Below are 25,472 nucleotides of genomic sequence, written 5' to 3'. Positions count from 1 at the left end.
TATGAATTTCCCTATTTCTGTTATGATTATAATAAACGAAACGTCCAAAAACCGTCTATGTAAGGGGCCCCCTTACAGTGCAGTCTTTTTTCCTTCCTTTCCCTCGGTCTTTTTCTCTTCCTCCTTCAGGCGCAGTCCGACGGTTTCCAGAATTTTCCGGGTCTGAGGGTTTCTGATTTTGTCGGAGAGCTCCCGCCCTGTCCGGTAATGTTCCTTTGCCCTCTCAGGATCTCCCTGTTCCAGAAACAGGAGCGCCAGGCAGGCCTCTACCCGTTCAAGCCCCCAGATGCAGCCATTCTTTCTCAGATAGCTGACGGCCATTTTCAGGTATTGTTCCGCCCCTTCCTTATCTCCTGACTGGTAAAGGGCCTGGCCCGTATTTGCGTAGAACTGTCCCAGCCCGATGATCACAGGCTCCTTTTCTACCAGGCCTATGGCTTCTTTGTAGAAGGAGACCGCCCTATCCGGCTGCCCTCTCAGGCGGTACACGTCTCCAATGTAATTCAGGCAGGCGGCCTGACCGGCTCCGTACTCATTCCCGAGTCCCTCAAACACTGCGCCGGCCAGGCGAAGCGCCCGCTCCGCTCTCCCGTACTGACCTGTGTGAAGATTATACCAGCCCCTCAGACGGAGAAAGGTTCCGAATTCCTCCAGGCATTCTCTCCTCCTCTTCTCCTCTGTCCCTGTGCCTTTGGCCCATCCCGGCATCCCGCCCTTTCCAGGAGAAACATCCTCCGGACTCTGTCCGGTGTCTGAAGGGCCCTGCTCAATCCACTGCTCTGCCGAAAGCCTCTCCTCACGGTCCAGTCCCTCTGCTGCCAGAGAAAGGCCAATCTCTGTATAGGTTTCCACCCGCTCCAGATCCTCCACCTGGATTCCGTAAAATATCTGCTGCTTGTAGCAGGACAGAAGCATCCTCTGATCCGAAAGCTCCCTGGACAGGCGGATCCCCTCCTCAATATGGGATAACCCCTGGCTGTAGTTTCCATGGGCAATGTCATACCGCCCCCTGATATAGTTCATTTCCAGCTTCATCCGCCGGATCTCCTCCGTATTTCCCTCAAGCCCCACAAGCTCCCCGGCCAGACGGATCATCTCGTCAGCCGGCGGCGTCACCCGGAGGCTTTCATCCAGATCAGAGAGTGACCAGTGAAGCACCGGAAAATTTTCGTTGATCAGAGTGTAATATTCCTTCAGCCACTCGATCCTGTACTGGCAGGCCTTGATCTGGTTGTGGCAGTGCTCATAGTGGTAGATAACAAGGGGAAGGAGGGCTGCCCGCCTGTTCTGAGCCGCAGCCTCCTCATAGCAGGCTGCCAGCATCTGGTGGTACAGCATGCGCTTTCCATTGCTCTGGCGCTCACAGACGTACTCCTGAAACACCCGGTGCACAAACTGATAGTGGACATTCCATCCCACCAGTACCTCCCGGATCAGGAACCTCTCCTGAAGGCTTTCCAGAACCCGAAGGAGGGACAGCCTGTCTGTATCCGGCAAAAGCAGCTCCAGCTCCTCCACTCCCGCCTTCTCCGGAAACACAGACATGGCTCCCAGCACGTCCCTCTCCCGGGCCGAAAGTCCGGAAAGCCGGGCCTGAATCACATAATTGGTTCTTCTGGATTTTTCCAGGGTATAGCCCTTTTCCCGAATCAGGTTCAGAAGCTCCTTCAGGAAAAAGGCGTTTCCGTCTGTGGCCCGGTAGATTTCCGCCTTTTTTTCCTCCTCGCCGGAAAGTTCGGGAAGGTATTTTCGGATCAGCTCGTCGGTCTCCTCCCTGGTGAACGGGCTGAGCCTTAGGATCTCCACGCCGTCCCGCAGAAGAACCGGCTCCAGAGCCCCCATTGCCCTGGCCTCCTCCTCCCTGCTCATGCTGCACAGAAGAAGCAGCTTCTCTCTTCCCAGAAGGTGCAGCAGACGGTTGAGAAGCTGGCAGCTCATAGAATCCATCCACTGAATATCATCGAAAACCAGAAGGATTCTGCTCTTTTCTGTCAGAAATTCCAGAAGGTCAAGGGCCAGCTTCTCGACCATAGGGTACGTCATCCTCGACACTTCCTCACCGCCGGAGCCGTTCAGGAAGCAGGAGAGGTTCCTTTTAAGCTCCTCCCGCCGGCTCTCCCCTCCGGCTTCTCCCTCTTCCTTTGCCTCCCCGTCCTTTGCCACCAGCTGGTACAGCTCCTGGAATATATCGTTCCATGGGCTCAGATAAAATTCTTCCCCCTGCTTATAGCAGGAGGATTTCAGAACAATCATTCCGTTTCCTGCCGCCAGGCGGGCTCCCTGCTCCAGAAAGGCTGTTTTCCCTGAGCCGTTTTCGCCGCTTACCGCCAGGCAGCCCACAGGCCCTGCCGCATCCGTTTCCCCGCCTTCCTCAGCCAGAAAACTGTTCACCCTGTACAGCTCCCGCTTCCTTCCTACAAAGGGAAGCTCTGCCATGGCCCCCTCACAGCTCACAGCCTCCTTCATGGTGTAAATGCGGTGAAACAGCTCTGTCAGCCGTCTCGACGGCTTCTCGTCCAGCTCCTCCAAAAGCAGTTTCTGAAGATCACTGTAGAGGCGGATTGCCATGGTATAGCTTCCACTCTGAGCGTACAGATTCATCAGTTCAAAGTAGAGCTCCTCATTATAGGGATCCCCTGACAAGAGAATATTTCCGTATTTCTGAAGCATGGCAGCATCATTCCTGCCGGCTGCCTCCTTAAGTCTCTCCCTTGCAAGCTGAGCCTGCTTCTCCGAGAGCCGCCGCCGCACCTCCTGGGTCCACTCCTCAAACTCATAACAGTTTTTAATATAGAAATGTTCCAGAAACCCGGCGCCCCACAGGCCCTCTCCGTTTTCGGAAGCTTCATCCCAGTCCGTTTTCAGGGGGAACTCCGGGTTCAGGGCAATTTCCGTATGGCCCCAGGTGAAAAGTACCTCCTTTCCCAGGAGCCGCTTCACCTGATAGACTGCATCCCTCAGTTTTTTCTTTCCCGTTGTCTCGTCCTCATCCCCCCACAGAAGGCAGATCACTTCCTCCCTGCTCACCTTCTTCTTCACACACAGATAATAGAAAAAAGCCTCCGCCTTTTTATAGGGAAAGCTGATCTTTTCTCCTCCGGCCCAAATCTCCGGATTCCCCAACAGATGTACTGAAATTTCCTTCATTTTCCTCTCCCGGCTGCCCTCTGCAGGAGCCCCTGACCTTCTCTCCAGGCTCCTTCTCCCCTGTCCATACTATTTACTAAGTATAACCCACCTGCTTCTGCTATGTCAACGAGACTGAGCCCTGGCGTCATTCCCGTTTTCTTTCTCATTCACCTTGTGGTTCAGCAGAAAAAATTTCTGATCGGATTTTCCACTTCGACGTTTTTTTGACCATCTGAGGCTATAATAAAATCAGAATATTATTTTCAAGGAAGGGATGAGGATATGAACAACAAAGAGATCGGTGCAGCCATGACAGTCAAACTGGATCCAGTCCTCCCGGAATATCCGGTTTTCAAGGAGGGAATCCGCCGCGCCCCCATGCGGGAGCTTACTTTAAATGAACGTGAAATCAAACTGGCCGTGAAAAATGCCCTGCGCTATGTGCCGGAGGAGCTCCACGAGGCCCTCGCTCCGGAATTTATGGAAGAGCTTCTGACCAGAGGCCGCATCTACGGCTACCGCTTTATGCCCAAGGAGAGAATCTACGGAAAGCCCATTGACGAGTACAGGGGAAACTGCGTACAGGGCAAAGCCTTTCAGGTAATGATTGACAACAACCTGGATCACGAGGTTGCTCTCTATCCTTATGAGCTGGTCACATACGGTGAAACGGGACAGGTATGCCAGAACTGGATGCAGTACCAGCTGATCAAAAAATATCTGGAGCTGCTCACCGACGAGCAGACTCTGGTGGTCATGTCCGGCCATCCCCTGGGCCTTTTTAAATCCCACAAATCCAGCCCCAGAGTCATTATCACCAACGGCCTCATGGTCGGTGAGGGCGACAACCCGGAGGCCTGGGCCAAGGCCACAGCCATGGGCTGCTCCTCCTACGGCCAGATGACAGCCGGAGGCTGGATGTACATCGGCCCCCAGGGCATCGTACACGGAACCTTTAATACGATTTTAAATGCAGGGCGCAAATTCCTGGGCGTCCCCCACGACGGAGATCTGGCGGGCCATCTGTTTGTCACAAGCGGCCTGGGCGGCATGAGCGGCGCTCAGCCAAAGGCCATTGAGATCGCCAGAGGCGTAGGAATCATCGCCGAGGTAGACTACTCACGGATCGAGACAAGGTACAGCCAGGGCTGGGTGAGCCTGATTACGGACAGCGCCGAGGAGGCCTACCGGCTGGCCGCCGACTATATGGCAAGGAAGGAGACCATCTCCATCGCCTACCACGGAAATATTGTGGATCTTCTCCAGTATGCCGTGGATCACAATATTAAAATCGAGCTGCTCTCCGACCAGACCAGCTGCCATGTGCCCTACGACGGCGGCTACTGCCCCCAGGGACTGAGCTTCGAGGAGAGAACCGAGATGCTGGCCCACGACAAGGAGCATTTCGCTGAGCTTGTCAATGCCTCCCTGGTTAAGCATTTCCATCTGATCAAAATTCTGGTAGAGCGGGGCGCCTACTTCTTCGACTACGGCAATTCCTTCATGAAAGCCGTATTCGACGCCGGCGCAAAGGATATAGCCAAAAACGGCACAGACACCAGCGAGGGCTTTATCTTCCCGTCCTATGTGGAGGACATTATGGGACCGGAGCTGTTTGACTACGGGTACGGCCCGTTCCGCTGGTGCTGTCTGTCCGGCAGGCATGAGGATCTGGTAAAGACAGACCACGCAGCTATGGAAATCATCAACCCCAACAGAAGGCCTCAGGACAAGGATAACTGGATCTGGATACGGGATGCCGAGAAAAACAGGCTGGTTGTGGGAACCCAGTGCCGCATCCTCTACCAGGATGCCTTCGGCAGAAGAGATATTGCCCTCAAATTCAACGAGATGGTCAGAAACGGGGAAATCGGCCCTGTCATGCTGGGCCGTGACCACCACGACACCGGAGGAACAGACTCCCCCTACCGTGAGACTTCAAACATTTATGACGGCTCCAACTTAACGGCCGACATGGCAGTTCAGTGCTATGCGGGAAACGCAGCCAGAGGCATGAGCCTGGTGGCTCTCCACAACGGAGGCGGAACGGGAATCGGAAAGGCTATAAACGGCGGCTTCGGCCTGGTTCTCGACGGAACACCGGAAACGGATGCCATCATCCGGGAGGCGATCCCGTGGGATACCATGGTGGGCGTTTCCAGGAGAAGCTGGGCGAGAAATGAGCACTCCATCGAGACCGTTGCAGAATACAACACCCTGAGAAAGGGAAGCGACGTGATCACCATGCCCCACATCGCCGACGACGGGCTGATCGAGAGGGCTTATGAGAATGCGGTAAAGAAATAGCGGTATGGTTTTTAAGCGGTGCAGAGTCCATGCGCCGCTTGAAAGCTGTTTCAGACAGTACAGACAGGATGGGATAGAAAGATATGAACAGACTTTACATTCGCCGCGCCTCAGAGCTGGCCTCCTGCAGCGGCAGGACTCAAAAGCGCGGAAAGGAAATGGCCGACATCGGCCTGATTCACGACGGGGCAGTTCTCGTGGAGGACGGCCGGATCACCGCTGTGGGAGAGACAGGGCAGTTAGACCGGATGCTGGGACTTTCCGAGGAGGAGAGCCATGCCCTTGACCGGAAGGAGACAGAAGAGACAGCCTGGGGGGGCCGCCCTCTTTCCGTTATCAATGCCTTCCGGAAAACTCTCCTCCCCGGCTTTGTGGACTCCCACACCCACTTTATTTTCGGCGGATACCGTGCCGATGAATTTTCCTGGCGCTTAAAGGGCGACAGCTACATGTCGATCATGGAGCGGGGAGGCGGCATCAACGCCACCATCGAGCCTACCAGGACTGCCTCCGAGGAGGAGCTCATCACTGCCGGCATGGATCGGCTGAACCGGATGGCAGAATTCGGTGTCACCACCGTTGAGGGCAAGAGCGGCTATGGAATGGATTTCGACACAGAGCTCAAGCAGCTTCGTGTCATGGGGGAACTGGACAGGCGCCATCCGGTGGACATTGTATCCACCTTTTTGGGTCCTCACAGTGTGCTTCCCGAATATAAGGGAAAGGAGAGGGCATTTCTCGACCGGATGCTTCAGGATGTCATGCCTGCTGTGCGCAGGGAAAATCTGGCAGAATTTGCAGATATTTTCTGCGAGAAGGGCGTGTTCTCCCTGGAGGATTCCGAGTATTATCTGACCCGGGCAAAAGACATGGGCTTTAAACTTAAGATCCACGCCGATGAGATGTACCCCCTGGGCGGGGCGGAGCTGGCCGCGCGGGTGGGAGCCGTTTCTGCGGATCATCTCCTCAAGGCATCCGATGCGGGCATCCGCCAGATGGCAGAGCGCGGCGTCATCAGCACCCTTCTGCCTGCCACTGCATTCTGCCTGAAGGAGGAGTACGCCCCGGCACGAAAAATGATCGACAGCGGCTGCGCAGTGGCTCTGGCCTCTGACCTGAACCCTGGAAGCTGCTTTACCAACTCCATTCCCCTTCTGATCGCCCTCGGCTGCATCTATATGGATATGTCCATCGAGGAAGTGATCACCGCCCTCACCATCAACGGCGCGGCGGCTCTGGGACGGGCGGAAACCATCGGTAGTATTGAGGCGGGAAAGCAGGCCGACCTGCTGATTATGAAATACCCCTCCATCACCTATCTGCCTTACCACACCGCCATCAATCAGGTGGAAACCGTGATAAAAAAGGGCAGAATCATTCTCTCGAAAAACTGGCTGAAGAACTTGTAAACGAACTGGCTGAAAAACGATAACGAACCGGAAGAAAAACAGCAAAGAACCAGAATCGAAAGAAAACAGGAAGAGAGCAGGGGGCAGACTGCACACAAAGCAGGCTGCCCCCTTTGCAGTTCCTTCCTGCCACAGATACGCTTTCAGAAGTCTGCGGCCTTCTAATCACACTTAGGGAAGGCTCCCAGACACACCTCAGCAAATTCGTTCAGGAACTGCTCCTCATCCACATCTACGCACACGCGGGCTGTTTTTACCCTGTCCCGCAGACGTTTCAGGTCGCCGATTGTCCGCCCCCTCGACGGCCCTTCTGTCTCCACAGTCAGATTCATCTCCAGAATATGGAAGAGCTGGCTTCTGAACACAGCGGCAACTGCCATGGGGTCGTGAATGGCCCCCTCCTTTTTTCCATTCGAAGGCGCCTCATTGGTGCAGTAGTAGCTCAGCATATCGGCAAAGACCTTTCCGCAGGCACCTCCCTCCTCTCTCCACCTGCCTGTCTTCTCCTCCATCTGGTCTGCCCTTCTGTTTGTCTTAAGAGTCACGTCAAGCCCTGTCATCGTAAAGGAAAGCCCGCTCTCAAACAGGAATTTTGCCGCCTCCGGGTCTGCCAGGATATTGGCCTCGGCAAAGGGATTCACATTTCCCGGAACCGTCAGGGCTCCCCCCATGACGGCGATGGTCCCCGTCCTGAGAGCTGCCTCTCTGTGGGCCTGTATCCACTCGGCTATGTTGGTCATGGATGCTGTGGCGATCACCGTCAGCCTCTCCCCGTAAAGCTCCGCCATCTCCGTGAGAAAGCGGACCGCTTCGGATTCCCCGCAGCCTGCTTCATAGTCTAACGCTCTTTTATAATCTGAAGCTCCTTTATCCCCTTTCTCTTTCACATTTTCATCTTTATCCACCGTTTTCTCCTGGGGCATGGGGATATCCACATTTCCAAGGCCGTTTTCCCCGTGGACAATCCTGCAGATAGGCCGCTGTACGAACTCCTCGCCGCTTCCGAACAGCCGGTTATTCCCCCCGAATACGGGAATATCCCTGCGCCCCAGAAAATCAAGGACAGCGCGGCTGTTTTTCACCGCTGTCTCCACCTCCACATTTCCAAAGGTGCAGGTCACTCCAACCAGCCTGCACACTCCCCTGGCCTCAAGTCCCAGAGCGTAGAGGATGGCAAGGGCGTCATCCACTCCTGTGTCTGTATCAAGAATCAGGTATCTCATGTATGTTCCTCCCAGTCTGTATCTTTCTTCCCTATGTCTGAAAGAAGAAAAAATGCAATCGAAAAAGCCCGGCAGAATCTGTGAAAAGCCCCCTGTCTTTCTGACAGGAGGCCAATCCAGCTGCTCAGGCTCTTCTTTCTCACTTATCTGTTTTATCTGTTTTCTAGGCACATATTTCCATTTCCGTCATTTCCTGTTCTGTCATACTTCTGCCTGAACTGCTAAATCAGTCCCAGAGTTTCCATGGCGTAGGCAATTCCGTCCTCCTCCACGGTCTTTGTGACAAAGGCCGCATAGGGCTCCAGCCCTCTGTCATGCTTTCCCATCAGAACCTTGTTGAGGGCATACTGGAACATGGGCAGGTCATTCATGCTGTCGCCGAATACCCAGGCATCCTCCCTCTCAAGGCCGAAGCGCTTTAAGATCATCTCGATGGCCGTGGCCTTGGAATGGCCCTTTGGAACAATCTCAAAAAAGTCATCTCCCCGGTCAATGATCTCCATATCCCGGCCGATCTCCTTTTTCAGCTCGTCCATCCGGCTGTTCTCGTCTGTCATGAGACAGAATTTCGAAAAGTCATAGCAGGTATCCTCCCAGGTATAGTCGGAAATAATCCCCATAGCCATGAACCCTTTCCTGCAGTCCTCCACTTTCTTCATGGGGGAAGGCGCCTTCTGCATGTAGCAGGCCTCCACCCCCTCGAGAACTCCGTCAAGGCCGCACCGGATCACGGCGGCCTTGATCTCCTCGCCTCTCTCCTTCGGGATCCTTCTGTCATAGAGCACGGAACCCTCGGCCACAATGTAGGTTCCGCAGCCGCAGAGCCAGCCGTCCACATCCACAAGCGTTCTTATCTGCTCCGTCTCACACCAGGTTCTCCCGGTGTTCACAAAGACCAGATGGCCCCTGCTTCTGGCTTTCTCCAGCGCTCTGGACGCGCTCTCAGGCACATTCCTGTCCGTCTCGCTGAACAGGGTTCCGTCAATGTCAAAAAAGAGTGCTTTTCTGTTTCCCATTCTCTGTGTTTCCTCTATTCTGCGTTTTTCTTCTCGCCCCGGAACACAATTTCACCCGTCTTTTCATCCATGCTGTCCACAATGGCCAGCGATTCCAGACGAATCCCCTTCTTCCTGATAATATCTCCTCCGCACTGGAAGCCCTTTTCGATCACGATTCCGGCTCCCACCAGCTCTGCCCCTGAGTTCTGGATAAGGGTGGTCAGCCCGTCAAGGGCCTTGCCCTTTGCCAGAAAGTCGTCGATGACAAGCACCTTATCTCCCTTTCCCAAAAACTCCTTGGACACGATAATGTCGTACACGGTTCCGTGGGTAAAGGACTCCACCTTCGTCGTATAGACGTCCCCGGCAATATTTTTCGTCTTTGTCTTCTTGGCAAAAACCACCGGCACATTGAAATACTGTGCCACAATGCAGGCAATTCCTATACCGGAGGCCTCAATGGTCAGGATTTTGTTCACCTCCACATCGGCAAAGCGGCGCTTGAACTCCTTTCCGATCTCCTTAAACAGCTCAATATCCATCTGATGATTCAGGAAGCGGTCCACCTTCAGAACATTTCCTGCTCTCACCACTCCATCCCTGCGGATTCTATCGTATAAAATCTGCATTTCCTAAATCCTCCCGTCGTCTTTGGTAATTTCTCTCCTACTCTGCTACGTCGATTCCGTCCACTGTTGTGATGTCCGCATTGTCCACAATCACCTGCAGCGCCTTCTCAGAGAGAATGGCCCTGTCCACATTTTCTGCTCCGGCCTGCTCGATCATATCGTCAACGCTCTCGTATACGTCCTTGTACTCCTCAGCGAGGGCCTGGCGGTCTGCATCCTCGACCTTCAATCCCTCCTTCTTTGCCACCTCGTCGAGAACCATATTCTGCTTTACTGTAAGCTCTGCAATATTTCTCACCTCTGTGCGGAAGGTATCCTCGTCCATTCCCATCACAGATGCATAATCTGCAAGCTCCAGTCCGTAGAGGGAAGCCATGGTAGTATAGTAGTTGATCTGCTGATCATAGATCTCGTCTACATCCTCTGTGGCGCATGTGATCTCGGAGTCCTCCACAATCGCAGAGAGCAGCTCTGCATTTCTCTGCTGGTCGCTCTGCTGCTGCTTGCTGTCCAGCATCTGCTGTCTCAAATCCTCTTTATACGCATCCACAGTGCCGAGATCCGGGAAATTTTCCGCCACAAACGCTTCCGTCAGCTCCGGCGTATGCTTCTCAGCCACCTCATTTACCGTAACCTCAAACACAACATCCTGGCCTGCCAGCTCCTCTGACTGGTAGTTCTCCGGGAAGGTCAGGTTCAGATTCCTCTGCTCCCCTGCCGCTGCCCCAATGAGCCCGTCCTCAAAGCCGTCGATAAAGCTGCCGGAGCCCAGCACCAGGTTATATCCTTCTGCCGTGCCGCCCTCAAAGGCCACGCCGTCCTTCAGCCCCTTATAGTCAATATTTACCCTGTCCCCTTCTTCTGCTGCCCGATCTACGGCATCCCAGGTGGCATATCCGCCCAGAACCGTCTCAATTCTCGCATCCAGCTCCTCGTCGGAAACAGACGGTTTCACAACTGTCACCGGCACATTCTTGTACTCTCCCAGCACGATGCCGGCTTTCGCATCTGACGCTGTAGCGGTTTTTGCTTCATCCTTTGCCCCGCAGCCGGTCATAATCATCACTGCTGCCATTCCTGCGAGTCCTGCTGTTAATAATTTTCTCATTTACTGTCCCTCTTACTCTTTTATTCTGCCTTCACCGGAAGGTATAAAAAATATAATATCACAAAAGCCTCTGAATAAAAAGAGTTTTCAGGAAAAAAGATACGGTCCCGCCGCCCGTTAAAGCATACGTCAGAAAGGGCCGGTGCGCTGCACACGGCTCTTTCTGACGTATGGCTTTCGCACCGGCCCTTTCTGCCGCGCTCTCTTTATTTGTAGAAGGCCTTGAATGCCTTATACGTGTTGTAAATATCCAGCTTTGAAGCCAGCTCAAACGGAGAATGCATAGCCAGGATCGGCACGCCCAGATCCACGACGTCCACATTCATCTTAGCCACATAGCAGGCAACGGTTCCGCCGCCTCCCACGTCCACAGCTCCCAGCTCTCCTGTCTGCCAGTAAACGCCCTCTGCATCCATGATCTCCACGATTTTAGCCATGGTCTCGGCGCTGGCATCATTGCTTCCAGATTTTCCTCTGGCCCCCGTGTACTTGGTCAGCACACAGCCCTTGTTGATGTAGCAGGAATTTCTCTCCTCATACACACTCGCAAAGGTCGGATCATAGGCAGCGTTCACATCGGAGGACAGGCAGATGGAATTTCTGAGGACAGTCTTTGCATTCACTCCCTCAGCCTCTGCCAGATACTCGATATAGTGAAGGCTGAAGTCAGAGTCAAGACCTGTATTTCCCACAGAACCGATCTCTTCCTTGTCTGCCAGCACCGTCACCGTCGTGTAGGTCGGAAGCTTTGTGGCGATCTCCGCTGTCAGGGCCGTGTAGCCGCATACCTTGTCATCCTGTCCGTAGGCGCCCACCAGGCTTCTGTCAAGTCCCACATCCACTGCCTTGACTGCCGGAACAAGCTCGATTTCCGCGCGGATAAAATCCTTCTCTGTCATACCGTACCGGTCATTCAGAAGCTTTAAGACAAGCAGCTTCACCGGCTCTTTGATCTCCTCATCCGCATAGGGCACAGAGCCGATAATCACATTCAGCTCCTCTCCCTTGATTCCGTCCTTTAACTTTCTCTCATTCTGCTCGGCAGCCAGATGAGGCAGAAGATCCGTCACACAGAATACGGGATCTCCCTCCTCCTCGCCGATGCAGATATTGACTGCCTCTCCGTCCTTTCTGATCACCACGCCGTGCATGGAAAGGGGAATGGTAGCCCACTGATACTTGCGGATTCCGCCGTAATAGTGTGTCTTTAAATAGGCAATATCTGTCTTCTCAAACAGCGGATTCGGCTTTAAGTCAAGCCTTGGGGAGTCGATATGGGCAATATTCAGCCTGATTCCCTCCTCCAGGGATTTCTCGCCGAAGGTCGTCATGATCAGAGCCTTCTTTCTGTTTACCAGGTAAACCTTATCCCCTGCCTGATATTTTTTTCCGATTTCATAGGGTGTGTAGCCGTTCTCAGTGAGGATTTTCACAGCCTCTGTCACAAACTCCCTCTCTGTCTTCGCCTTATTTAAAAATGCCTTGTAGCCCTCGCAGTATTCTGCTGCCTCCTCTGTCTGAGCCGGCGCCTCCTTTGCAATATGCGGAAACTCCCAGGTCAGGCTCTTCTGTAATTCTTTTGCTGTGTCTGCCATCTGTCTTTTCTCCTTTTTCTTTTTCTTCATGCATGGTTTTTTATCTGCAAATCTCCTCGCTGTCCAGAACCAGGGTAAAGGGTCCGTCATTTAAAAGCTCCACCTTCATGTCGGCTCCAAATTCACCGTGCTCTACCTTGTCCACATAGGTCCTGCAGCGCTCTACCACATACTCATACAGGCGGTTTGCAAGCTCCGGCGCACCGGCCTTGATGAAGCTTGGCCGGTTGCCCTTTCTGCAGTCTGCGTAGAGAGTAAACTGGCTCACCACCAGAAGCTCTCCCCCCACATCTGCCAGAGAAAGGTTCGTCTTTCCCTGATCATCCTGAAAGATCCGGAGCTTGCAAAGCTTATCCACCATTTTGTCGGCAATCTCTTCCGTGTCTGTGTCTGAAACGCCAAGGAGCACCAGAAATCCCTGCCCAATGGCTCCGATCACCTTTTCGTCTACTGTCACGCTGGCATGTGACACTCTCTGAAGTACAATTTTCATGTCTGTCCTCTCTGTCCGTCTGTTAAATTCTGCTGTCCGAAGCCCAGTTTTCTCTGTCCCCGGCCTTTCTCTCCTCTTCTTCTCTCTCCCAGGCCTCTTTTCCCGCTTCTCTCTCCCGGCCTCCCGGGCTGCCATCTCCTCCCGGATCCTGCGCTCCTCGGCCTCCGCCTCTTTTCGCCTTTCCTCGGCGCTGTGCTGCATGATCGCCTCGTTGAGAGAAAACATCTTTGCATCCAGCATATCTACCATATCTGCGCAGTCTTTCAGCTCCTTTTCCAAAAAGTCCGGAGCATTTCCCTCAAACTTATAGTAAATCTTATGTTCCAGGCTGGCCCAGAAGTCCATGGCCACCGTGCGGATCTGGATCTCCACCTTCGTGTCCACCGGCCCCTCGCTCAGGTAAATGGGAATTGTGACCACCATGTGATAGCTCTTATAACCGTTTGGTTTCGGGTTTTTAATATAGTCCTTCACATACAGGACCGTCACATCGGACTGCCTCGCGATCATGTCCGCAATCAGATATATATCCGAGGTGAAGGAACAGATAATCCGGATCCCGGCAATGTCGCTGAGATAGTCGATCATGTTGGCGATCGTCACCTCCCGCCCGTCATGCTTCAGCTTCTTGACTATGCTCTCCGGTGTCTTCAGCCTCGATTTAATATGCTCGATAGGAGTGTAGGAATATATATGGATGAACTCATTGTTCAGAATTTCTATCTTTGTATTGATCTCCTTCAGCGCGGAGTTATACAAAAACATAACGGCCTTCCACTGATCCATCTGGTCAAATGTCTTGGGAATATTGGTCATGAACGGCCCCCCTTTCACTGAAGTTTCACATTCTTCTCTCCATTTCCCGGTTTCATTCCGCCTTCCGCCCGCAGCCGGGGTTCCACAGAATTTCCCCTGTGTCTCAGCCTCCTCCCCCGGTGAGGGCATGGAGGCAAGGTGATGCCCCCTATAATTTCAGTCCCTTTAACAGAGCGCCGAGGCCGGTAGTCGCCTGGCCGTTCTCATGGTAGTCAAATACCTCCTCTGTTTCCTCAGGCTCTGCATCCTTCATGCTCAGGCTGATTTTTCCATCCTTGATGCCGATGATCTTCACCTTCACGGTCTGTCCCTCTTTTAAGACCACGCCGGGGTGCTTGATCCTCTGACTGCTGATGCGGGAAATGTGTACGAGACCGGAAAGTCCGTTTTCAAGAGTCACGAAGGCACCGTAATCCTTCAGCGTATCCACGGTTCCCTCCATGACGGCTCCAACCTCGCATTTTTCAATTTTCTTTCTCTTCTCTGCCCTCTCTTTCTCCCTGGCAACCTCACGGCCGGAGAGAACCAGCTTCTTTCTGTCCTTCTCCACGGTGATGACAGTGACCTCCACTGTCTTTCCTACCCACTCATCCAGGTTCTCCACATAGGAAGCGGCCAGCTTGGATGCCGGTATAAAGCCTCTTACACCCTCCAGGTAAGCGGTAACTCCTCCGTTTACCACCTCTGCCACCTTGACAGGGACAACGGTGCGCTCTTCCAGCATCCGCTCAAACTTCTCCCAGACCAGGGTGTCATTTGCGCTCTTTCTGGAGAGCAGAATATTTCCCTCTCCGTCATCTGCCTTAATCACTGTACCGGAAATTTCATCCCCCACATGGATTTCTTCCTGCATATTGTAGTCAGGATCGTCCGTAATATCCTCCCGGCGGATAATCCCCTCCGCATAATACTTGAGATCTACGATCACCTGGCTGTCCGTCACACCGATCACGGTTCCCGTTAGAATATCGCCCTCCTTTACTTTCTTGAAGGACGCCTCCAGTTCTTTCTCATAATCAGCCATTGTCTCTGCATTCTCCATATTTTCATTTAATTTTTCTTCTGTCAATCTTTCTTCTGACATAAACTTCTCCTCCTGAACAAAAATTCTATACTATATTTAACCATATCCTATCTGATATTTCTATAGTTTTCTTCTGAAAAATATGTTATTCTTTTTTCATCGGACGGTACTTTGATCCCTTCAATGAAAATTTCAGGAGGCAAATCCATGAAAATGAAAAACCTTTGCGATCTCCACACACATACGACTGCCAGCGGCCACGCCTACAACACCCTCTACGAAATGGCCCGGGCCGGAGCAGAGGCAGGCCTGTCCATTTTCGGCTCCTCTGACCACGCGCCGGCCATGCCCGGCACCTGCAGCGAAATGTACTTCTGCAACTTTTCCGTTATCCCCAGAGAGCTGTTCGGCGTCCGCCTGCTCATGGGCTGTGAGCTGAACATCATCGACTTCCAGGGCACGGTGGATCTGGCTCCCTGGCTTTTAGAGCGCCTGGACTACGGCATTGCCAGCATCCACGATCTCTGCTTTCCCATCGGAACCAGAGAGGAGAACACCGCCGCTGCCATCGGGGCCATGAAAAATCCTTTCGTGCAGATCATCGGCCACCCTGACAGCGCCTCCATCCCCCTTGACTACGAGGCTGTCGTCCGCGCAGCCAAAGAAAACCACGTTCTCCTTGAAGTCAACAACAGCTCCTTAAAGCCAGGCTCGCCGCGTCCGGGGGCCCGGGAAAACTACCTCACCATGCTGGAGCTCTGCCGCCGCTACAGCACACCCGTTATCGTAAACAGCGATGCCCACTGCGCCGCTGACGCCGGCAATCAGCGCTTTGCCTTTGAGCTGCTTCAGGAAACAGACTTTCCTCCGGAGCTTGTAGCAAATTATTCGAGAAAGCTGCTTCAGGATTACCTGGAGAGAGCTGAACTGTAGCGGGACTCTCCCGCCAGGCAGGATCCTCACTTTGAGGCAGAGTCTGCTGGCAGAGTCTCTTGCTTCAGGGCAGATTCCATTAAATTCCATCTGATTTCTTCTGAAAAAGAGCAGTTCCCCGGAATATTCCGGAGTACTGCTCTTTCCTGTTTTATCTGATAGAATTTTATCGGCTGTCTTTTATGCGACAGCTTCTCTTATCCGCCGATTCTGCTTCCTGCTCCAGGCAGGCAGCCGCGGACTTGCGGGAGGAGAGTTTCCTCTCCCTGCCCCGGTACCTTCTACAGTCCCAGTGCCTCTTTTACCTTAGCAATGATGTGGATTCCGATGTCCTTGGAAGCGTCCACAGACTGTGCTCCGATGTGTGGGGAAACGATGAAATTGTCGCACTCAAACAGCGGGCTTGCGAATGTATCATTTCCTGTCAGTCCGCTTCCTGCCAGCTCGTTCTCCATAACGTCTGTAGCATAGCCGCCGATCTTGCCGGCCTTTAATGCCTCATACATATCCTTCTCGTTTACGATTCCGCCGCGGCTCATGTTCAGAACTACTGCGTCATCCTTCATCTCAGCGATGGATTTTGCATTGAACAGATCCTTTGTCTCTGGTGTCAGCGGAACATGGATGGAAACGAAGTCGGAAACCTTTAACAGCTCGTCGATTCCCATTCCTGTTGCGTGCTCCTTCTCAAAGTCCTCTGGCTTTAAGAATGGATCGTAAGCAACTACAGTCATGCCGAAGGCACGTCCCAGCTCGCCGACACGGCGTCCGATACGGCCGAAGCCCATAACGCCCAGAGTCTTTCCGCGAAGCTCGCGGCCTACGAATTTGTACTTATCCCACTCGTGCTTTACCTTAACATCGTAATTTGCTGTCATGGTTCCGCGGGAGATGTCCAGCATCTTGGAGATGGTAAGCTCTGCAACTGCATTGGCATTTAAGCCAGGTGCGTTGAAGATCTGGATTCCCTTCTCCTTTGCGTACTCCATATCGATGTGGTTTAATCCAACGGAGCAAACGCCGATGATCTTTAAGTTCTTGGCAGCGCCCAGGATATCCTTGTCGATCTTCGGATCCACGCGCATGATCAGCACGTCCACATCACCGATCTCAGCCAGAACCTGCTCCTTGGAGGATGGCAGATGCTCTGCTGTCTTAACTTCCATGAATTTTCCAAGCTCTTCTGCAATGCCTGCGTATACCTTGTCAATAATAAGACACTTCATTGTAAATCTAGCTCCTTTCAAATTCTCCTATCAGCAAGGGGCCGCTGCCTTAAGCCGCATGCCTGATGTCAGGCATCACCCACTTAATGCAGCAGCCCCCTTACCTAGATAACCGCTTTATGTAATTATCTCTGTATCTCACAGCCTGTCCGGCTGTCACGCCTTCATACCCAAGCTGATAAGGCTTCGGCAGTCCGGCCTTCACTCACTACTGATTACCAGCAGATACCCTGTGCCATCATAGCGTCAGCTACCTTCTGGAAACCAACGATGTTAGCACCTGCTACCAGGTTGTAGCCTAAGCCGTACTTCTCAGCTGCTGCTGCGGAGCCGTCATGGATACCTGTCATGATCTGATGTAACTTTGTATCAACTTCCTCTGCTGTCCAGGAGTATCTCTCGCTGTTCTGGCTCATCTCAAGACCGGATACAAGAACACCACCTGCGTTTACAGCCTTGGAAGGAGCTACTACCATGTTCGGCTGCTCCATTAAGAACTTAAGAGCCTCGTTTGTAGTTGGCATGTTAGCAACCTCAATGTAGTACTTGATGTTGTTAGCAACGATTCTCTTAGCCTGCTCAAGGTCAACGTCGTTCTGTGTAGCACATGGCATAACGATATCAACCTTCTGGCCCCATGGCTTCTCGCCTGGGAAGAACTGTACGCCGAACTTGTCTGCGTAATCCTGAACTTTGTTGCGTCCGGATGCTCTCATCTCAAGCATGTAGTTGATCTTCTCCTCTGTTACAACACCGTCTGGATCGTAGATGTATCCGTCTGGTCCGGAAAGTGTAACAGCCTTAGCGCCTAACTCAGCTAACTTCTTAGCAGCGCCCCAAGCTACGTTACCGAAGCCTGCCAGAGCAACTGTCTTGCCTTCCAGAGTATCATTCTCATGCTTCATAACTGCCTCTACATAGTAAACAGCGCCGTAGCCTGTAGCCTCTGGACGAATTAAGGAACCACCGAAGGACATTCCCTTACCTGTGATTGTGCCGTTCTCGAAAGCTCCTCTGATCTTTCTGTACTGTCCGTACATATAGCCGATCTCGCGAGCACCTACACCAAGGTCACCAGCTGGGATATCTACGTCTGGTCCGATGTGACGGTATAACTCTGTCATGAAGGACTGGCAGAATCTCATAACCTCTGCGTCGCTCTTGCCGTTCGGATCGAAGTCGGAACCACCCTTAGCACCGCCCATAGGAAGTGTTGTTAAGCTGTTCTTGAATGTCTGCTCGAATCCTAAGAACTTCATGATGGAAAGGTTTACAGAAGGAGCGAAACGTAAGCCGCCCTTGTACGGTCCAATAGCTCCGTTGAACTGTACACGGTATCCACGGTTTACATGTACCTGGCCGTTGTCATCTACCCACGGAACACGGAACTCGATTGTTCTCTCCGGCTCAACCATTCTCTCAAGAAGAGCAACCTTCTCATACTCTGGATGAGCATCTACAACTGGTCCTAAGGAAGATAATACTTCCTCAGCTGTCTGAAGGAACTCTGGCTCGTTTGCATTCTTCTCTTTGAGTTCAGCAAGAACTCTGTCAACATACTGGCTCATTTCTTGATACCTCCTGCTTTCGCATAAATATTGTGAGTGATTTCACTCAACTGCAGCTGCATTTGCATGCCTATATTTTACCAAAAAGTAATAAAAAAATCTACAGTTTTTTGTGAAATTCTTACGTTCTGGTTAAATTATACCCTATCTTGTCCTTATAATCAAATTAATATCACATTATAGCTGTTATTATGGTTTGTTTATATTGTCCAACTGTCTGCTGTCATGCATTTTTGCCGCTTCCGGACGGCTTCCCCATCCCGGCTTCCGTCCCCGGCTGTATCCGGCTTTCAGAGCCAGTCTGAGCGGTCTGAGAATGAATATATATGAAAAAGATATAATTGAATGAGATATAATATTAAAGATTAGAATCAGAATAAAAATCGCCGCAGCCCTCAGCCTTCCTCACCAAAGGTATCCCCTGCTCCTCTGCAGGAAAACACCCTTATGGGGAAGGCCGGTCTGCGGCGTTTCAATTCTGTTTCCAGACTGTCAGACTGCGCCCGAGTGCGCTCAGCCTGATTAACCTAAGAAGTTGATAAAGCCTGTCAGGATCGAAGCATTGAAGAAGTCAATAAACAGAGATCCTACTAACGGCACTACCATGAATGCTGTAGGAGCCGGTCCGTACTGTCCAACTACTGCCTGCATGTTTGCCATAGCATTCGGTGTTGCGCCCATACCGAAACCGCAGAAACCTGTTGTCATAACGGCTGCATCGTATGTACGTCCTAATACATTGAATACCACAAAGTATGCGTATACGAACATGAGAACCGTCTGTGCTGCCAGCATAACTACTAACGGAAGAGCCAGCTCTGCAAGCTGCCATAACTTCATGTCGATCATAGCGAGTCCGAGGAATACGGATAAGCAGAAACCGCCTACTACGCCGATCTCCTCCATCGGAAGCTCCTTGCTCATACCATCAGCCACATTACGGATAACGGCACCTACTAACATGGCCCCGATATAGAATGGGAAGGTCATAAGCTTTCCAAGGAACATGGAAACAATTGTACCAAAACCGATTGCGATAATCAGACAGAGAACTGCATCAAGGAATCTCTTGGAATCGATCTTTCCAGCCTCTTCAGAATCATCTGAACCTGCTGCCGCTGCATCAGAATCTACTGAATGCAGTTTGAACTTCTTGATCTTTGCAGTTGCGATAGGTCCGCCGATAGCGCATCCTGCTACCAGACCGAAGGTTGCGGAAGCGATAGCAACTACGTTTGCGTTTGCAACGCCCAGACCCTCGAGAAGAGGTCCGAAGGAACCTGCTGTTCCGTGTCCGCCGACCATAGGAATGGAACCTGTTGCAAGTCCCAGTCTCGGGTCAAGTCCGAAGGCTACTGCAAGTCCTGCTCCCAGACAGTTCTGAAGAACTACCATTACAATGGCAAGAACCAGGAAGATAATTGTCTGGATTCCACCCTTTTTCAGCATTCTGAAAGATGCGGTAAATCCAACGCTACAGAAGAAGCCTACCATGAAAACATCCTTTAATGTCATGTCTGCGGCAATCTCCACAATTCCTGCACTTCTCACGATTAAATGAAGAATTGCGTAAACAAAGCCTCCTACTACAGGCGCCGGAATACAATACCGATCCAGAATCGGAATCTTCTTTACCAGGAAACGTCCTAATAACAGCACAAGAGCTGCTACAGCGGTTGCCTGGTACATGTCAAGACTTAATACTGGTGCTGTCATACATATACCTCCAATTTTTTATGATGAAGGAATTATAAGATCTCCCTTACAAAAAACTACAAAATAATTCAAGAAAATGTTAAAAACCCGATAAGATTTTTTTAGAAACTTTATAATATCTTTATTTTTATGCCAAAAAATCGGCTAAAATCCGTCAATATTGCCATATATCCTGGATTTACTGTGGCAACTCCGTTTAAAAACGTCTGTTAAACGGGCTGACGCATCGAATTTCAAATACTACAAAAAAATACAGGCATTTTTCATCCATTTTTTGGCATGTTTTCTGCTGTAAAGTTCTAATAGATCCAGAACCCACTTATCCGATGTTTTTCCGGGTTTCCCACTTTCTGCCTGGCATCTGCCAAAAACAGAAGAGAGCATTCCAAACGGACAAAAAGCGAAGGGAGAGCTCATTCTGTCAGCTCTCCCTGTCAGCAGTCAGCATCAGACTGTCAATAAATTTTTTAATACTGACCTTTCCGCCATATTTTCGTTTTCCGCGGATGCAGTCCATCTCAGCCCGTATTTCCTCAAAGGGAAACAGGGTTCCTGAGTATGCGGTGAAGGTGTCATTCATGAAATCCTCAATCCCCATATGTGCCAGGTTTGCCATCCCCACTGCAATTGCCCGCCTTACCCTCTGTTCCATGTTTTTAGGCGCATTGCTCAGCAGTTCGCAGAGCTGTCCGATGCTCACCTGAGAGATGGGCTTTTTGTTGGCGTGAAGATACTGGCAGATTTTGATTATATCATCACATCCTTTTTCCCCCGACATGCCGATGCGGTTTAAGATCAGCTGCAGCTTCTTCACATAGGCGTCATTCTTCTGCTTCTCCTTGGGCATCTCATTCATCTCGGCCATAAACATCTTCCTGATATTGGAAAGAGTTCTCTCATTCTGAATCTGGCGCTCTACATTCTCAATCACTGACTTTACTTCTATAATATTAATTGGCTTGCTGATAAAAAAATCGATTCCCGCGCTGTAGGCCTTTCCAATCAGATCCTTTGCAGACACCTGGGAGATCATAATACATCTCGCTGTGCTTCCGGCTGCCTTAAGCTCTCTGACAAACTGGATTCCGTCTTTCTCAGGCATGAGAAAATCCACTAAAACCACATCCGGATTCAGCCTGGCTACCTCTGCCGGATCTGCAGGACGTCCCCCGGAATTTCCGCATACCGTCCCCAGCCCATTGCTCTCTATAATATCTTCCAGGACGTTGATCACTGAAATGTCATCTTCTACTATGTAAATTTCCATATTTATGACTCCTCCAATATCTCTGCAGGGATTTCTACCAGAAACCTCGTTCCCTGGCCCGGGTTGGAAACCACCTCTATCGTTCCCTTAAATTGTTCTTCCACCGTATTTTTGACACCCCAGAGTCCCACGCCCCGGTAGATATTGCCTGTCTTGTAATCGAACTTTGTTGAATATCCCATCTGAAAAATATTCGGCAGGTGGCGGGCTGAGATGCCCGGCCCGTCGTCCGCTACCTCGAACAGATACCTGTCGCCTGACTTTCTTTCCAGAATTTTCACTTCTCCCGACCTGCTTCCGCTCTCGATGGCCTCAATCGCATTGTTGACCAGATTTTTAAGAACTGCCATGAGAGCATAATGTTCCCGCGTGATAAAGTTATCGCGGCAGTCGAAAATCAGGCGGATATTCAGCCTCTTATCCCTGATGGCGTGATAGGTAGAGGCCTCCAGAATCTGGAGCAAATCGTGAAAACTCATCTTTTCTTCGTCGTACTCGTCCCCAATCTCCTGCTCGATTCCCTGTATAATGCGGAAGTAATCCTTTTTGATCTCATGTACATCTCTGGCAATCGCCAGCGACATCTGTTTCATCTCCTCGGGAAGTCCCTGTTCTGACAGCTTTTCATACAGGCGGTACGCATTGGCCATCACAGACTCTATCTCCTCTGAATTTTTTCTCATGAAATAGATCTCATTTTTCAGTCCTGTTGTCATGAGAAACAGTCTCTGATAGCGCTGCTCGTGCTCTGTCCGCTTAAGCAGAGCCCGGTACTGCTGTTCTCCCAGAAGTATCAGCCCAGCGATTACCGTCCTGATAAACGCGATTGCAGCCAGGTATTTGATAATATCTGCATTCAGCCTTCCAAACTGCAGAAACTCCTGTACTTCAGCCTCTATTATATTGGCGCCCAAGTCAGCCAGAAAGATTGCGGTAACCACCTTTTTCAATGTGGCAATCCGCCGGTTTCCGAGGGCCAGCTTAAAGATAATCCCGTAGCTTATATAGAACAGGGCATTGGGAAGGAGCAGGAGCACGGTCTCTCCTGCCAGGTTGCCATACCACATCTGAATCAGAAAGCGGACAGCAAAGATGATGGCTGAGGTGACAAAACAGGTTGTCAGCGTGTGAAGCTCCATGCCCACTGTCATCAGAAGAACAGGAAGCAGAATGACAGAAGTGGAGATACGGAAATAGTCGAGAAACACATCCCAGTACAGCTGGGACGTAAGTGCGATCACTGCGCCGATAATCAGCGTTTTCTTCCATTGTCTTGCGGTCATATACCAGGCTCCCTGAATTTGATAAATAAATGTCATTCCTTAGTATACTTCTTTTTTGCACATCTGTAAAGTTATTAACTTTGCCATCTGCTCTTTTCAGACAGCAGGCTGTCCCGTATCACCTGTGCAAATTTCTTCATCCGCTCCTCTATGCCCGGCAGAGCCATAGCTTCCCCCGCCTGGTTCGCCGTTTCCATCATGGCAAAATGACCGGGAAGATAAAAGGTTTTGTTCATGTTGAGGGCAGCTATCATCTGTTCTGCAATGAGATCACTTCCCGAATATCCCGAGACCACGATTCCAAACAGCTGTTTGTCATAAAATCTGGTTGTGCGAAACAGAGCAGTCAGGCGGTTAATAAAGGCGGTCAGATTAGCGGAAAGGGCATCATTGTAATTGGGGGCAAGAAGCAAAACAGCGTCAGCCTCCCTGACGGCCGGATAGACATCCTCCACCATGACTCCTCCATAGAAGCAGCTTCCCTGCTCCCCAAAGTGCAGGCACATTTTGTAGGGGCAGCCGGAACAGTCTGAGAGCGTTCCGTTCCTGAGCCCAAGCTCCCTGACGGAAATGCCTGGAAGCTGGCTCTTCACGCCGTTCCACACCGCATAGGTGTTGGAGTTTTTGTGGCTGGATGCATGGAGTACAAGAAGCCTGGGCCGGCCGGGCTCTCCCTCCTCCTTCCGGCTGCGCCCACGTTTGTTCTCTGCGCTGTCCATAAGCTGCTCTGCGAGGATTCTCACACTTTTTACATAGGCGTCGTCCAGATTGGTTCCCATGTTGGAGGCGACAATGGAAAAGTTCGACAGGGTCCTCGTACCCTCCACCAGAGGACGCCCCACGAAGGCGCAGCCGGAACAGTTGGCCGTAAACACCAGCTCCCTGGCCGCCGATTTCGTGTACAGATCGCTGTCTGCATCTGCCACCACGCCCCCAACCCAGCCGTCAAGACCGGCTGGATGGAGGCGCAGCCAGCCCAGCAGCCGGATGTATTCCAGATTAATCCCATCCCGGCCCAGATCCAGGGCAAAGAGCACAAGCCCAGGGCCTGAGCGCAGAATCTGCGTCTCTTCCAGTTCAGAAACCTGTGTGACTTCCCTGTATGCAATTCCCTCAAGGGCCGTTTCAAGCACCCCTGTCAATCTTCTGTTTTCCTCTCTCCCCGGCTCACAGGGCCGGATGACAAGAATCTGCCGGACACCCTCTGCGCCCTCCCGGCTCTTTCGTTCCCCTATTTTCTTTTCTTCTGCCGTTATCTTTTCCTCTGCCGTTTTTTCGTCTTCTTCTGCTCTGCCCAAAACCTGCTTCACAGCCTGCGCCTTCCTTTCTGCTCTCTACAGCGTGAATCTGCAGCCATATTCGTCTGGCTCACAGCCCGCGTAAATCAAGACACCGGGAGCATGCCCGGTGTCCGTCAATTGCCTTATTTTTCTGTCTCACCCTTCTGTATTGCGTTTTTCCTATTTTCCTAGATGACTGCTTTCAGGTTATTCTGCGCAGTTACAATTCTTTCATACAGGGCATCCGGCAGAGGCAGGATTTCCGTCTCCAGTCCGTGGGCTGTATATCGATTCTTAACCCCCATAAAGATTCCTCCCAGGAACACCGAGCCGCAGTGCCACTCTCCCCGCAGGGTCAGAATCAGAGAGATGGCGCCGGAAGAATAGGCCGGAGCCACAAACGGCTTGTACCCGATGGCGCGCATATGGAGATTCGCCGTCACTGTCAGGTTTGTCAGCTCCTTTGACAGCTCGTCATTATAGTTTTCGATAGAATCGGCTACCACCAGATCCTGTCCGTGGGGACCGAAGCTGCGGCCTTCTGTGAGAAACTGTTTGAACCGCTCATCTCTCTTTGCATAGTAGGCGGCTCTCGCGTTCATGACGCCGAGCCCAAAGCCCTGAATCTGTTCCGGACGCAGTCCCTTCTGGTCAAAATTCCCGTTTTCATCGGTGTTGCTTGCCAGATAAGCCGCCTTCGCCAGCGGATCCACCGGGTCGGACACAACGGCAAACAGCCCCTTAAACTGCTCCTTCCTGGCCTGGCGGGCATACTGGGAGACAATCTTTGAGTTGTTCTCAAACTGGTACATTCTCACGTCTTTGACACCGGAGCCTACCGGCGGTATTCCCTTGGAGGCCACAAATACGAACACATCGCACTTAAACAGATCCTCCGGCTGTACGATATCCACCTCCGGCAGCGCATCATAGTCCCACGGATAGGCTATCTGGTTTTCCTCAAACTCCCAGCGGGCTGTCACCTGATCGGAAATGTCGCAGATGCCGATGGAGCTTATCACGTCCCCTCCCAGCAGGTGGAGTCCCGTAAGCAGCGTACTCCCCACGTCTCCGATAGCCAGCACATGCACTCTCTTCTTGCCCGCTTTCGGCTTTTCTGCCAGGATCTCCTCAAATGCAGGGTGCTGCAGATTGACAGCTCTCATCTTTCCGGCCTGGATGAAGGAGTCCATGATCTCGTCGCACATCCCGTCTCCCAGAGCATTTTTATTGAGCCAGGACACATCCTCCCTCTCCTGATAGATAAGAGCCGGATCTGTCACCTTGAAAGAAGCCCTGCAGTTTTTCGGAGAGCGTTCAAACAGGAATACAAGCTCTTCCTCCTGTACAGCCTTCTCCCTGGCTGCCTTCCCGTCTGTTCCCCTTCCATAAAGCTCCTCCCTGGGAAAGTCAAGCTCCCCGTTCAGACTGCAGCAGAGTGTTCCATTGACGCGATAGTAATACATAC

The 25,472-nt window shown here is 51.7% G+C and carries 18 protein-coding genes and 1 pseudogene; 3 read left to right on the top strand and 16 right to left on the bottom strand.

Annotated elements, in window-relative coordinates; genetic code table 11:
• Positions 1 to 72: 72 nt before the first annotated feature.
• Positions 73 to 3,147: an AAA family ATPase gene (locus LK436_RS06370; protein WP_008397647.1), complete on the bottom strand. Its 3,075-nt coding sequence runs from the start codon at positions 3,145 to 3,147 to the stop codon at positions 73 to 75.
• Positions 3,148 to 3,411: 264 nt separating this feature from the next.
• Here LK436_RS06370 and LK436_RS06365 point away from each other — a divergent pair, with 264 nt between their 5' ends.
• Together LK436_RS06365 and hutI are read left to right on the top strand one after the other, a co-directional pair.
• Positions 3,412 to 5,436, top strand: coding sequence for a urocanate hydratase (locus tag LK436_RS06365; RefSeq protein WP_008397649.1), 2,025 nt, complete (start codon positions 3,412 to 3,414; stop codon positions 5,434 to 5,436).
• Positions 5,437 to 5,519: 83 nt separating this feature from the next.
• A complete protein-coding gene (gene hutI / locus LK436_RS06360) occupies positions 5,520 to 6,845 on the top strand; it encodes an imidazolonepropionase (RefSeq protein ID WP_008397650.1) in 1,326 nt (441 codons plus the stop codon).
• 161 nt (positions 6,846 to 7,006) lie between these two features.
• On the opposite strand, the gene LK436_RS06355 is transcribed toward hutI, so the two are convergent.
• The 8 genes and pseudogenes from LK436_RS06355 to LK436_RS06320 all read right to left on the bottom strand — a co-directional run bounded on the left by LK436_RS06355 (position 7,007) and on the right by LK436_RS06320 (position 14,791).
• Positions 7,007 to 8,068: a nucleoside hydrolase gene (locus tag LK436_RS06355; RefSeq protein ID WP_044931178.1), complete on the bottom strand. Its 1,062-nt coding sequence runs from the start codon at positions 8,066 to 8,068 to the stop codon at positions 7,007 to 7,009.
• 221 nt (positions 8,069 to 8,289) lie between these two features.
• Positions 8,290 to 9,084: an HAD family hydrolase gene (locus tag LK436_RS06350; RefSeq protein ID WP_008397652.1), complete on the bottom strand. Its 795-nt coding sequence runs from the start codon at positions 9,082 to 9,084 to the stop codon at positions 8,290 to 8,292.
• A 14-nt stretch (positions 9,085 to 9,098) separates the two neighbouring features.
• Positions 9,099 to 9,695 carry a xanthine phosphoribosyltransferase gene (locus LK436_RS06345; RefSeq protein WP_008397653.1) on the bottom strand — a complete coding sequence of 199 codons (597 nt, stop codon included), beginning with the start codon at positions 9,693 to 9,695 and terminating at the stop codon, positions 9,099 to 9,101.
• Positions 9,696 to 9,732: 37 nt separating this feature from the next.
• A complete protein-coding gene (gene tig / locus LK436_RS06340; RefSeq protein WP_008397654.1) occupies positions 9,733 to 10,803 on the bottom strand; it encodes a trigger factor in 1,071 nt (356 codons plus the stop codon).
• A gap of 206 nt (positions 10,804 to 11,009) precedes the next feature.
• Positions 11,010 to 12,428: an aminopeptidase gene (locus LK436_RS06335; protein ID WP_008397656.1), complete on the bottom strand. Its 1,419-nt coding sequence runs from the start codon at positions 12,426 to 12,428 to the stop codon at positions 11,010 to 11,012.
• Positions 12,429 to 12,438: 10 nt separating this feature from the next.
• Positions 12,439 to 12,891: a D-aminoacyl-tRNA deacylase gene (gene dtd / locus LK436_RS06330; protein WP_015573493.1), complete on the bottom strand. Its 453-nt coding sequence runs from the start codon at positions 12,889 to 12,891 to the stop codon at positions 12,439 to 12,441.
• 357 nt (positions 12,892 to 13,248) lie between these two features.
• Positions 13,249 to 13,656 (bottom strand): annotated as a pseudogene (locus tag LK436_RS06325) (GTP pyrophosphokinase); the annotation flags it as partial.
• Positions 13,657 to 13,855: 199 nt separating this feature from the next.
• Complete coding sequence (locus LK436_RS06320) at positions 13,856 to 14,791, bottom strand: S1 RNA-binding domain-containing protein (protein WP_008397658.1); 936 nt, start codon at positions 14,789 to 14,791, stop codon at positions 13,856 to 13,858.
• A gap of 147 nt (positions 14,792 to 14,938) precedes the next feature.
• Between LK436_RS06320 and LK436_RS06315 the strand changes: the two genes are divergently transcribed.
• On the top strand, positions 14,939 to 15,664 hold the full coding sequence (locus tag LK436_RS06315; RefSeq protein ID WP_147594832.1) for a PHP domain-containing protein: 726 nt from the start codon (positions 14,939 to 14,941) through the stop codon (positions 15,662 to 15,664).
• Positions 15,665 to 15,945: 281 nt separating this feature from the next.
• Here the strand turns inward: LK436_RS06315 and LK436_RS06310 are convergent, their stop codons facing one another.
• From LK436_RS06310 to LK436_RS06280, 7 genes are all read right to left on the bottom strand, one after another.
• Entirely contained in the window at positions 15,946 to 16,890 is a 945-nt protein-coding gene (locus tag LK436_RS06310; protein WP_008397660.1) for a D-2-hydroxyacid dehydrogenase, read from the bottom strand.
• A gap of 215 nt (positions 16,891 to 17,105) precedes the next feature.
• Positions 17,106 to 18,458, bottom strand: coding sequence for an NADP-specific glutamate dehydrogenase (gdhA, locus tag LK436_RS06305; protein ID WP_008397661.1), 1,353 nt, complete (start codon positions 18,456 to 18,458; stop codon positions 17,106 to 17,108).
• A gap of 522 nt (positions 18,459 to 18,980) precedes the next feature.
• A complete protein-coding gene (gltS, locus tag LK436_RS06300; RefSeq protein WP_008397665.1) occupies positions 18,981 to 20,174 on the bottom strand; it encodes a sodium/glutamate symporter in 1,194 nt (397 codons plus the stop codon).
• A 421-nt stretch (positions 20,175 to 20,595) separates the two neighbouring features.
• Positions 20,596 to 21,441 (bottom strand): DNA-binding domain-containing protein, encoded by an 846-nt coding sequence (locus LK436_RS06295; protein ID WP_008397668.1) that lies wholly within the window; start codon positions 21,439 to 21,441, stop codon positions 20,596 to 20,598.
• A 2-nt stretch (positions 21,442 to 21,443) separates the two neighbouring features.
• Entirely contained in the window at positions 21,444 to 22,724 is a 1,281-nt protein-coding gene (locus LK436_RS06290; RefSeq protein WP_227910180.1) for a sensor histidine kinase, read from the bottom strand.
• A 74-nt stretch (positions 22,725 to 22,798) separates the two neighbouring features.
• A complete protein-coding gene (locus LK436_RS06285; protein ID WP_008397671.1) occupies positions 22,799 to 24,034 on the bottom strand; it encodes a flavodoxin family protein in 1,236 nt (411 codons plus the stop codon).
• Between the two features lie 158 nt (positions 24,035 to 24,192).
• On the bottom strand, positions 24,193 to 25,470 hold the full coding sequence (locus LK436_RS06280) for a hypothetical protein (RefSeq protein ID WP_008397672.1): 1,278 nt from the start codon (positions 25,468 to 25,470) through the stop codon (positions 24,193 to 24,195).
• Positions 25,471 to 25,472 lie beyond the last annotated feature (2 nt).

Source organism: Clostridium sp. M62/1 (assembly GCF_020736365.1).
In the GTDB taxonomy this organism is placed as follows: Bacteria; Bacillota; Clostridia; order Lachnospirales; family Lachnospiraceae; genus Otoolea; species Otoolea saccharolyticum_A.
Note: the sequence above shows the minus strand (reverse complement) of the source record. Positions and strands in the feature narration are given on the sequence as shown.

Bases quoted from the DNA above. Each gene is read 5' to 3' on its own strand.
- LK436_RS06370 (WP_008397647.1), bottom strand. From the start codon at position 3,147: ATGAAGGAAATTTCAGTACATCTGTTGGGGAATCCGGAGATTTGGGCC.
- LK436_RS06365 (WP_008397649.1), top strand. From the start codon at position 3,412: ATGAACAACAAAGAGATCGGTGCAGCCATGACAGTCAAACTGGATCCA.
- hutI (WP_008397650.1), top strand. From the start codon at position 5,520: ATGAACAGACTTTACATTCGCCGCGCCTCAGAGCTGGCCTCCTGCAGC.
- LK436_RS06355 (WP_044931178.1), bottom strand. From the start codon at position 8,068: ATGAGATACCTGATTCTTGATACAGACACAGGAGTGGATGACGCCCTT.
- LK436_RS06350 (WP_008397652.1), bottom strand. From the start codon at position 9,084: ATGGGAAACAGAAAAGCACTCTTTTTTGACATTGACGGAACCCTGTTC.
- LK436_RS06345 (WP_008397653.1), bottom strand. From the start codon at position 9,695: ATGCAGATTTTATACGATAGAATCCGCAGGGATGGAGTGGTGAGAGCA.
- tig (WP_008397654.1), bottom strand. From the start codon at position 10,803: ATGAGAAAATTATTAACAGCAGGACTCGCAGGAATGGCAGCAGTGATG.
- LK436_RS06335 (WP_008397656.1), bottom strand. From the start codon at position 12,428: ATGAAGAAAAAGAAAAAGGAGAAAAGACAGATGGCAGACACAGCAAAA.
- dtd (WP_015573493.1), bottom strand. From the start codon at position 12,891: ATGAAAATTGTACTTCAGAGAGTGTCACATGCCAGCGTGACAGTAGAC.
- LK436_RS06320 (WP_008397658.1), bottom strand. From the start codon at position 14,791: ATGTCAGAAGAAAGATTGACAGAAGAAAAATTAAATGAAAATATGGAG.
- LK436_RS06315 (WP_147594832.1), top strand. From the start codon at position 14,939: ATGAAAATGAAAAACCTTTGCGATCTCCACACACATACGACTGCCAGC.
- LK436_RS06310 (WP_008397660.1), bottom strand. From the start codon at position 16,890: ATGAAGTGTCTTATTATTGACAAGGTATACGCAGGCATTGCAGAAGAG.
- gdhA (WP_008397661.1), bottom strand. From the start codon at position 18,458: ATGAGCCAGTATGTTGACAGAGTTCTTGCTGAACTCAAAGAGAAGAAT.
- gltS (WP_008397665.1), bottom strand. From the start codon at position 20,174: ATGACAGCACCAGTATTAAGTCTTGACATGTACCAGGCAACCGCTGTA.
- LK436_RS06295 (WP_008397668.1), bottom strand. From the start codon at position 21,441: ATGGAAATTTACATAGTAGAAGATGACATTTCAGTGATCAACGTCCTG.
- LK436_RS06290 (WP_227910180.1), bottom strand. From the start codon at position 22,724: ATGACCGCAAGACAATGGAAGAAAACGCTGATTATCGGCGCAGTGATC.
- LK436_RS06280 (WP_008397672.1), bottom strand. From the start codon at position 25,470: ATGTATTACTATCGCGTCAATGGAACACTCTGCTGCAGTCTGAACGGG.